Annotated in this window: 8 protein-coding genes; 2 read left to right on the top strand and 6 right to left on the bottom strand. The window is 64.0% G+C overall.

What is annotated here, in order from left to right; translation table 11 throughout:
- From mobA to AB5Y92_RS15520, 4 genes are all read right to left on the bottom strand, one after another.
- Positions 1–455 (bottom strand): molybdenum cofactor guanylyltransferase MobA (mobA, locus tag AB5Y92_RS15535; RefSeq protein ID WP_368227086.1); only part of this gene is annotated, 455 nt, incomplete at its 3' end.
- Entirely contained in the window at positions 427–1122 is a 696-nt protein-coding gene (locus AB5Y92_RS15530) for an energy-coupling factor ABC transporter ATP-binding protein (protein ID WP_005362120.1), read from the bottom strand. The genes mobA and AB5Y92_RS15530, both read right to left, overlap by 29 nt.
- A gap of 34 nt (positions 1123–1156) precedes the next feature.
- Complete coding sequence (locus AB5Y92_RS15525; protein ID WP_019446238.1) at positions 1157–1858, bottom strand: ABC transporter permease; 702 nt, start codon at positions 1856–1858, stop codon at positions 1157–1159.
- A 129-nt stretch (positions 1859–1987) separates the two neighbouring features.
- Positions 1988–2830 carry a substrate-binding domain-containing protein gene (locus tag AB5Y92_RS15520; RefSeq protein ID WP_236360774.1) on the bottom strand — a complete coding sequence of 281 codons (843 nt, stop codon included), beginning with the start codon at positions 2828–2830 and terminating at the stop codon, positions 1988–1990.
- A gap of 255 nt (positions 2831–3085) precedes the next feature.
- Here AB5Y92_RS15520 and AB5Y92_RS15515 point away from each other — a divergent pair, with 255 nt between their 5' ends.
- Complete coding sequence (locus tag AB5Y92_RS15515; RefSeq protein WP_019446240.1) at positions 3086–4441, top strand: sigma-54 dependent transcriptional regulator; 1356 nt, start codon at positions 3086–3088, stop codon at positions 4439–4441.
- Between the two features lie 25 nt (positions 4442–4466).
- Positions 4467–6569, top strand: a complete 2103-nt coding sequence (locus AB5Y92_RS15510; protein ID WP_368227085.1) for a cache domain-containing protein — start codon at positions 4467–4469, stop codon at positions 6567–6569.
- Positions 6570–6649: 80 nt separating this feature from the next.
- Here AB5Y92_RS15510 and AB5Y92_RS15505 read toward each other — a convergent pair whose 3' ends face one another.
- Positions 6650–7516, bottom strand: coding sequence for a helix-turn-helix transcriptional regulator (locus tag AB5Y92_RS15505; protein WP_013723539.1), 867 nt, complete (start codon positions 7514–7516; stop codon positions 6650–6652).
- 15 nt (positions 7517–7531) lie between these two features.
- Positions 7532–8389 (bottom strand): formate dehydrogenase accessory sulfurtransferase FdhD, encoded by an 858-nt coding sequence (locus AB5Y92_RS15500; RefSeq protein ID WP_088868728.1) that lies wholly within the window; start codon positions 8387–8389, stop codon positions 7532–7534.
- Positions 8390–8546 lie beyond the last annotated feature (157 nt).

Genomic DNA, 8546 nt, shown 5'->3' with positions numbered 1-8546 from the left:
GAGGGGAGCAGGGATTTGTGCAGCAGGGCCACCACGGGTTGCAACCAGTCGCCGTCGTGGGCCACTACCAGCTCGGTCTGTGGGGTCAGGGCGGCGCGAAAGCGGCTCATCAGATCCAGCGGCAGGGCGGGGCCGTCGCAGGGGACAAACAGCACCCAGTCGTGACGGGCGGCAGCAAGACCTGCCTGCATGCCCGCCAGCGGGCCGAGATAGTCGTTGTTGTCATCGCAGATGACCGGGGCCAGCGCCTGATAGCGGGCCTGACTGCGGTTGGCGTTGATCAGCACCTCATCTACCTGGGGGCGCAGGCGCGCCAAAACATGGTCGATAAGAGGGCGTCCCGCCAGTGCTACCCATCCCTTGTCTTCGCCCCCCATCCGGGTGGCGCGGCCTCCTGCCAGGATCACTGCTGATACGGCAACGGGATCAGAGTGGCTGTCGCTTTTTGAAGTCATGTCGCTCGATGATTTTTAAAGGGGTCGTCTCTTGCAGCTGGCCACGGGCGAGGGTCCATTGCCGCTCGCACAGGTCGGTCAGGGCATTGCTCTGGTGGCTGATGACGACCAGGCCGCTGCCATGTTCCCGCAGATCTTGCGCCAATGCGGCCATCAGGGCAACCGAATGTGTATCCAGATTGGCGGTGGGCTCATCCATCAGCAGAAAGGCCGGTTGCAGTGCCCAGGCGCGTGCCATGGCCAGCCGTTGCCGTTCGCCACCGGACAAAATGCTGATGTGCTCCCGCGCCAACCCCTCCAGCTCGACCCGGCGCAGCGCCTCGAACACCCGGATCTCGCTGCCGAGCTGTTTATCGAGCGCCCAGGCCACGTTGTCGTGCACCGTGCGATCGAACAGATAGGGAGTCTGGTGCAGATAGGTAACCCGGCCCGGCCCCAGATCCCGCTTGAGCAACCGGTTGAGCCGCTGTTGCCAGCGCCCCGGCAGATTGGTGTGGCCGCGTGTGGGTGCCAGCAGCCCCGCCAGGATTTTGAGCAAGGTGGTCTTGCCCACCCCGTTGGCTCCATGCAGCCAGATGGCATCCCCCGGTGCGATGGCGAGCCGGTCAATCTCGAACAGCTGGCGCTCGCCAAAGCGCATCGTTAGCTGGTGGGCGGTCAGGGCCATGGGGTACTCCTGTTGGTACACAGTGGGGGCATGGTCAGTTCTTCAGATAGCTGTGGCCGCGACACGCGGTCAGCAGCAGGTTGAGCAAGAGGGCGAGGGTGAGCAGCACTATGCCGAGCGCCACCCCCTGGGTGAAGGCCCCTTTCTGGGTCTCCAGCGCGATGGCGGTGGGGATATTGCGGGTAAAGTGCAGGATATTGCCCCCCACCATCATGGAGCAGCCCACCTCGGTGACTATGCGGCTGAAGGCGCCGATGATGGCGGCCAGCAGGCCAAAGCGGCACTCGTGCATCAGGCCGATCAGCGCCTTGGGCCAGGAGACCCCCAGGGTCAGGGCGGTCTCCCAGGCGCGCCGATCGCTCTGGACAAACGCCGCGTGGGCCATGGTGGCGATCACCGGGAAGGCGATCAGCATCTGCCCCACCACCATCGCCTGCTGGGTAAAGAGCAGCTTCCAGTCGCCAAAGGGGCCGGCCCGTGACAGCAGCATGTAGAGCAAGAGGCCAATCACCACGGTCGGCACCGATTGCAGGGTATTGATGCAGGAGAGCCAGAGCCAGCGGCCGGGCAGCGGCAGATAGGCCAGGGCAAAGCCCAGCAGCAAGGCGGGCAGCAGCACCAGTAGCAGGGCGATGCAGGAGACGGAGAAGGAGACCCCCACCACCTGCCACAGTTCGGTGTCACCACTGAACAGCAGGGCGAGGGCCGCTAATGTCGTGTCGATCAATGTCGGCATCAGACCTCTCTCTCATCGTGCAGGGCGAGGGCCGTCAATACGGTCGTTTCGATCAAGGTCGGCATCAGGCGCCTCCCTCAGTGAACCGGGGGAGGGCCATCAAGGTCATCGCAGGGGTTAGGGTTGCCATTATTTCCCGTTGGCATCCGCCACAAACAGCGCCTGACCCGCCACCTTGAAGTCGCCGATCAGCTTCTGGCCATGCTCGGAGACCAGCCAGTTCTTGAGGGTGCGGGCCCCTTCGGTGTTGAGATCCGGGTAGCGCTTGGGGTTGACCAGGATCACCTGATAGGGGTTGAACAGGCGCTTGTCACCCTCCAGCAGCACGGCGAGATCCAGCTTGCTCTGGTAGGCGAGCCAGGTGCCGCGGTCGGTCAGAGTGTAGGCACCCAGCTCCGAGGCCATGGTCAGGGTCGGGCCCATCCCCTGGCCGATGGATTTGTAACCGGTAAACTCGGGTTTGACGTCAGCGGCCTGCCACAGGGTCTTCTCCTTGATGTGGGTACCGGACTCGTCACCGCGGGAGATAAAGGTCTGGCCCTTATCCTTGATGGCTTGCAGCCCCTTGGCCGCGTCGTGCAGTTTGCCGAGACCCGCCGGGTCTTTGGCCGGGCCGACGATAACGAAGTCGTTATACATCAGGTGTACCGGCTCGATGCCAAAGCCCGCGTCGACAAACTTCTTCTCGGCAGAGGGGGCGTGGGTCATCACCAGATCCGCGTCGCCATTCTCGCCCATCTTCAGGCTCTGGCCGGTACCGGCCGCCATCACCTGCACCGGATAACCGGTCTCCTTGGTGAACTGGGGCAGCAACCAGCCCAGCAGACCGGACTGCTCGGTGCTGGTGGTGGTGGCGAGGCGGATCGGCGCTTTTGTGGCATTAGTATCCGCTTCGGCGTGGGCCGCGCCGGCGATCAGCAGGCTGGCGGCGAGGGAGAGGGCAAAACGTTTGAGGCTGGTTTTTATCGTCATCGTGATGCAACTTTTTTCAGGGTGGATGAGGAGAGGGCAAGAGTAAGCAAGCAGGGTGCCAAACTGTTCCTTTGCCGCTGCATTCAAGGTTTGCCGTTTAAAAACAGAAGCTTATTAGAATCAATTAGGTGAGCTTGTTATCGCTTTTAATAATTGGTGTTGGTGCTTTTGATACGGTAAGGACAAAATGTCCCACTAAGGTTCCGGTTATCGGGACATTCACCGACCGTACGTGCATCCGAGGTACTTTTTTCCATGACACTCCCTCCCAGCCGCTGGTCTGCCCTCTCCCTGCTTATCGTTGACGATGAGCCCGGCATGCGCAGCTTTCTGGCCAAGGCGCTGGCCAAGCGTTTTGCCCAGATTGAGACTGCCGCCAGCGTGGAGGAGGCGGAAGCCCTGCGCTGCCGCCTTCACTTCGACCTTATCATCGCCGACATCCGGCTGCCGGGGCGCTCCGGCATCGAGTGGCACGAGGCCATAGACCCCGCCACCCGCCGCAGCGACATCATCTTCATGACCGGTTTTGGCGATATGGAGACCGCCCTCAAGGCGCTGCGCCTCGGCGCCAGCGACTTTATCCTCAAGCCCTTCAACCTCGATCAGATGGTGCAGGCGGTGGACAGAGTCATCGAGCGCCGCCAGATGGAGCGGGAGAACCTGCTGCTGCGCCGGGAGGTGAGCAAGCTGTTCCCGCCCACCCTGATTGGCGACAGTGCCAAGACCCGCGAGCTCAAGACGCTCATCGCCAGAGTGGCCCCCTCCAATGCCGCCGTATTGGTGGAGGGGGAGTCCGGTACCGGCAAGGAGCTGGTGGCCCGTGCCCTGCATCAACTTTCCGGCCGGATGGGGGCCTTTGTGCCCCTCAACTGCGCCTCCATCGCGCCGGAGCTGCTGGAAAGCGAGCTGTTCGGCCACGTGCAGGGTGCCTTTACCGGCGCCCGCAAGGGGCGTGACGGCCTGTTCCGGGTCGCCCATCAGGGCACCCTGTTTCTCGACGAGATCGGCGAGATGCCGCTCGCCATGCAGGCCTCATTGCTACGGGCGCTGGAGCAGAAGGCCATCCGCCCGGTCGGTGCCGAGCGCGAATTGGCGGTGGATGTGCGCATCGTCGCCGCCACCAACCGCAACCTCAAGGCCGAGGTGGAGGCGGGCCGCTTTCGCGAAGATCTCTTCTATCGTCTCAACGTGGTGGCGCTGCCGGTCGCCCCGCTGCGGGAGCGGATCGATGATATTCCCGCACTGGTGCATCACTTTACCCGCCAGCTTACCGCCGAGATGGGGATGGGCTCCTTGAGCTGGACCCACGAGGATGTGGTAGCGATGCAGGCTTACCCCTGGCCCGGCAACGTGCGGGAGCTGCGCAACCTTATCGAGCGCTGCCTGCTGCTGGGCAAGCCCCCGGCGGATTACTGGCAGAGCAGCAAGCCGGCCGAACCGGGGGCGAGCGAGGAGGGTTATCCGCTGGCGTGGCCGCTGGCGGAGGTGGAAAAAGCCCACATCCTGCAAGTGGTGGCGAGCCATGATGGCAACAAGTCTGCCGCTTCCCGGGTGCTTGGGGTGGCGCGCAAGACGCTGGATCGCAAATTCAAGGAGTGGGCCATCGAATGAGGAAGGCTGATCGGATGGGGGGGCGATGAAACTGACCCTGCTCTCCCGCTGTATGCGTGCCCTGTTGCCCCGTTGCGTCCGCACCAAGGTGCGCTGGCGCCTGCTGCTGCTCACCTCGGTGCCCATCATGCTCACTCTGGTGGGCATGATAGCGCTCACCCTCTACTGGACCCTCACCTACAGCTGGCAGAACCTGCTCACCACGGTACGCAGCGATCTCGGGGTGGCCCACCACGCCATCACTGTGCAGCAGCAGCGCCAGACCGAGCATCTCGAGCATCTGCGCGATGCCTGGGCCTTTCAGCTTCGGCTGCGGGAATCGCCGGATCAGTTGCATGACTGGGTGATGCCGCTGGCGGCCAACTATGGTCTCGATTTTCTGCGCTTGCGCCGTGGCCCCGAGCTGGATCAGCTGACGGCGCAGGAGCGCGCCGCCCTCACGGCCGGGCGCAGCGTCAGTCATTTCGTGGTCTGGTCACAGCAGGAGATGCTCGCCCTCTCCCCGCAACTGGCCAAGCGGGCCGTGCTGTGGCAGCGGGATGGCACCAGGGTGGTGGAGAACAGGGGGCTGATCAGCCTCTCACTGACGCCGGTGATGGGCCGCGACGGCTCCCTTTGGGCCGTGCTGGAGGGGGGCGAGCTTGTTAACGGCAGCACCCGGCTGGTGGATGAGCTCAAGGGTCAGGTGTTTGCCAAAAACACCCTGCCGGATGGCAGCGTTGGCACCGTCACCCTGTTTCTCGACGATCTGCGGGTGAGCACCAACGTACCGGTCAGCAGTAGCCGTCAGGTGGGTCGGGCGGTGGGCACCCGGGTCTCGCCGCCGGTGCGCGAGCAGGTACTGGGGCGGGGGGATATGTGGGTTGACCGCGCCTTCGTCCACGATGCCTGGTATGTCTCGGGCTACGAGCCGCTGCTGGGAGCCCGGGGCGAGCGGCTCGGCATGCTCTATGTGGGCTTTCTCGAGTGGCCCATTATCCGCACCTACCTCACCAATCTGGTGGAGCTGGGCTCCGGCGTGGTGCTGCTGTTGCTGCTCTCCGGCCTGCTGGTCTATCGCGGCGCGCGGGATCTCTTCTCCCCCATCGAGCGGATGCACAAGGTAGTGCGGCAGGTGCAGGCCGGGGAGTCGGCTCGCATCGGGCCGCTGGCCCTCGATCCCGACCACGAGCTGGCCCAGCTCGGTCGCCAGTTCGACGCCATGCTGGACAGGCAAGAAGCGCATCAGCAGCAGATGGCTCGCAGCGCCGACGAGCTGGAGCAGAAGGTGGCCGAGCGTACCCAGAGCCTCGAGCTCAAGACCGCCGAACTAGAAGATCATATCCATATGCTGACCGAGGCGCGCCAGCAGCTGCTGATCAGCGAGAAGCTGGCGGCCCTTGGCGAGCTGTCGGCCGGGGTGGCCCACGAGATCAACAACCCGCTAGCGGTGATCCTCGGCAATGTGGAGCTGATGAAGCTGGAGCTGGGGGAGGCGGCCGAGCCGGTCAGCGAGGAGCTGGCGCTGGTGCTGGCCCAGATCGAGCGGATTCGCGCCATCACCCGCAGCCTGCTGCAATACTCTCGCCCCGGCGATTACGAGACCGCGCCGGTGTGGCAGCACCTCAACCCCATCATCGAGGAGAGTCTGACCCTGGTGCGCTCCGCCCTGCGTCAGCAGCAGGTGGAGCTGGTGGCCGATCTCAGGGCCCAGCAGCCCATCGAGGCGGATCGTCAGCAGCTGCTACAGGTGCTGATCAACCTCCTGGTCAACGCCAGCCACGCGCTGGGGGAGCAGGGGGAGATCCGGGTCGAGAGCCGCGACTGGGTCGATGAACTGGGTCAGCTGCGCGGGGCCGAAGTGCGGGTGATCGATAACGGCAGCGGCATCGAGGCGGCCATTATCGACAAGATCTTCGACCCCTTCTTCACCACCCGCGCCACCGGCACCGGTCTGGGGCTGGCCCTGAGCCACCGCATCATCAGCCGCTGGGGTGGGGAGCTCTTGGTGGACTCCACCCCGGGGCAGGGGAGCTGCTTTACCGTGCGGTTGCGCAGCCACGCCTTGCTGCCCAGCGGCAGCGAGCCCGCGAAACTGGAAGGGTGGCGCATTGCGCTCAATGCCGAGGGGCGTGAGACAAGCGATTGATGCTGTTATAAAAAGGCCCGTTATAAAAACAGCCCGTCAACATGGTTGGCGGGCTGTTTTGTCTGTGGGTGAGTGGTTCTTTACTGCGGGCTCCACACCAGCTTGCCGCTCTGGGTCAGGTCATAGCCGCCGAGGCGGGCCGCCAGCTCGCGCCCCTCGGGGGATTGCAGCCAGCCGATCAGCTGCTGCAGCAGGGTGCGAAAGAAGACCCCCTGCGGCATCACCAGATCGAAGCACTCCTGCGACAAGGGCATAAAGCCGAGGCCAAACTCGGTGGCGGTGCTCTGGGCACCGGGCCCCACATCGGCATCGCCACGGCTGATGGCGGCGGCCAGCTCCCGCTCGCTGTTGACCTCTAGGGTGCGCTCCAGCCGGGTCAGCGACTCCCCCTGGGTTTGCAGCCACTCCTGCAGGGCGCGCTGGCTGCCAGCCCCCTCCTGACGCATGGCCCAGCGCCAGTCGAGCGCCTCTTTCGCCTCCTTGGGTTGCAGCCCTTGCCGCAGCACCAGCCCCTGCACCCGCCTGAATCCATGAACGATCACCCATTGCCGGTGGCCCTGATACTGCTGCACCAGCGCCGGGTGGCGCAGGTGGGCCTCCTCGGCCTGCCCCCAGTGGATGGCGCAGAGATCCACATGGCCGCGTGCCAGCATCGCCAGCCCCTGACGGGTGCCGCACGGGGTGTAGCCCACCAGTGCCTGGGTGCCGAGTTGCTGCGCCAAGCGGCTGCTGGCGTAGTGCAGCAGCACATCGTCCGAGCCCGCCAGCAGCAGCCGGTCGTTCATCACCCCCTCGTGGCAACTGCCGAGCAGCCAGCGGTCGAGCAGGGAGCGGGGAAACAGCCACTTGCCGGTCGCCTTGGTGGCGGGGATGCGCGCCTCGTTGGCGAGCTGGTAGACCTTCTTCTCGTTGAGATCGAGGTATTCCGCCACCTGCTTCACGTTCATAAACTCGTTCATGACTTAATCCCGCATCCCGCGACCGGCCGGACTGGGCGCCAGCACCGGCGGCTTCTCGTCCAGCACCATATGGTCGTGGCCGCTGAATACCTCGAAATGGCGCCCCTTGGCGCGGGCAATCATGGTGATGCCGAGCTGGCGGGCGAGATCCAGCCCCATCTGGGTGACGCCGGAGCGCGACAGCAGCACCGGAATACCCATCTGCGCCACCTTGATCACCATCTCCGAGGTAAGCCGCCCGGTGGTGTAGAAGATCTTGTCGTGGCCACTCTCGCCGCGCATCCAGAGCTCGCCCGCCAGGGTATCCACCGCATTGTGGCGCCCCACATCCTCGACAAAGGAGAGAATTTCGCTGCCGCGACAGATGGCGCAGCCATGGACGGCACCGGCCATCTTGTAGGTTTCGTTATGAGCCGACAGCGCCTTGAGCAGGGCGTAGAGGGTGCTCTGTTTAAGCTCGGGCGCCGCCAAGACCACCCCTTCGAGCTTCTTCATCACGCTGCCATACATGGTGCCCTGACCACAGCCTGAGGTGACCGTCTTCTTCTCCAGTGACTTGTCGAGATCGTCGGCCTGCTGGCTGCTCACCACGGCGGCGGCCTCGCTCTCCCAGTCGACGATCACCGACTCGATGGCCGAGATATCTTCGATAAAACCCTGATTTTTCAGATAACCCAACACCAGCGCCTCGGGGCGGGCCCCCAGCGTCATCAGGGTCACTATCTCCTTCCAGTTGAGGTAGACAGTCAGTGGCCGCTCACAGGCGATTTGGCGGGTGTTCATCGTGCCCTGTTCATCCATCACCTCGACGGCCATGGTGAGCTGGGCGGCAGCATTGCTTTTGATAAAGGTCGGTGTCATGGGCCCCTCGCGACCGGTTGCCGGAATCTAAGGGGAGGGATACAGCAAGTTTTGTTCCACGTGGCGTTGTTGCCTAAATCGATGCAGTTTGAAGGGAACTTACTGAGGACTCGGAGATCTGATCACCACCATCCTCTTCAAGTTTGCATCATGGGCA

The organism is Aeromonas sp. R1-1 (genome assembly GCF_040908495.1).
Taxonomy (GTDB): Bacteria; Pseudomonadota; Gammaproteobacteria; order Enterobacterales; family Aeromonadaceae; genus Aeromonas; species Aeromonas veronii.
Note: the sequence above shows the minus strand (reverse complement) of the source record. Positions and strands in the feature narration are given on the sequence as shown.

Excerpts from the sequence above, each read along its gene's own strand:
- AB5Y92_RS15505 (WP_013723539.1), bottom strand. The coding sequence starts at position 7,516 with ATGAACGTGAAGCAGGTGGCGGAATACCTCGATCTCAACGAGAAGAAG.
- AB5Y92_RS15500 (WP_088868728.1), bottom strand. The coding sequence starts at position 8,389 with ATGACACCGACCTTTATCAAAAGCAATGCTGCCGCCCAGCTCACCATG.
- AB5Y92_RS15525 (WP_019446238.1), bottom strand. The coding sequence starts at position 1,858 with ATGCCGACATTGATCGACACGACATTAGCGGCCCTCGCCCTGCTGTTC.
- AB5Y92_RS15510 (WP_368227085.1), top strand. The coding sequence starts at position 4,467 with ATGAAACTGACCCTGCTCTCCCGCTGTATGCGTGCCCTGTTGCCCCGT.
- AB5Y92_RS15520 (WP_236360774.1), bottom strand. The coding sequence starts at position 2,830 with ATGACGATAAAAACCAGCCTCAAACGTTTTGCCCTCTCCCTCGCCGCC.
- AB5Y92_RS15515 (WP_019446240.1), top strand. The coding sequence starts at position 3,086 with ATGACACTCCCTCCCAGCCGCTGGTCTGCCCTCTCCCTGCTTATCGTT.
- AB5Y92_RS15530 (WP_005362120.1), bottom strand. The coding sequence starts at position 1,122 with ATGGCCCTGACCGCCCACCAGCTAACGATGCGCTTTGGCGAGCGCCAG.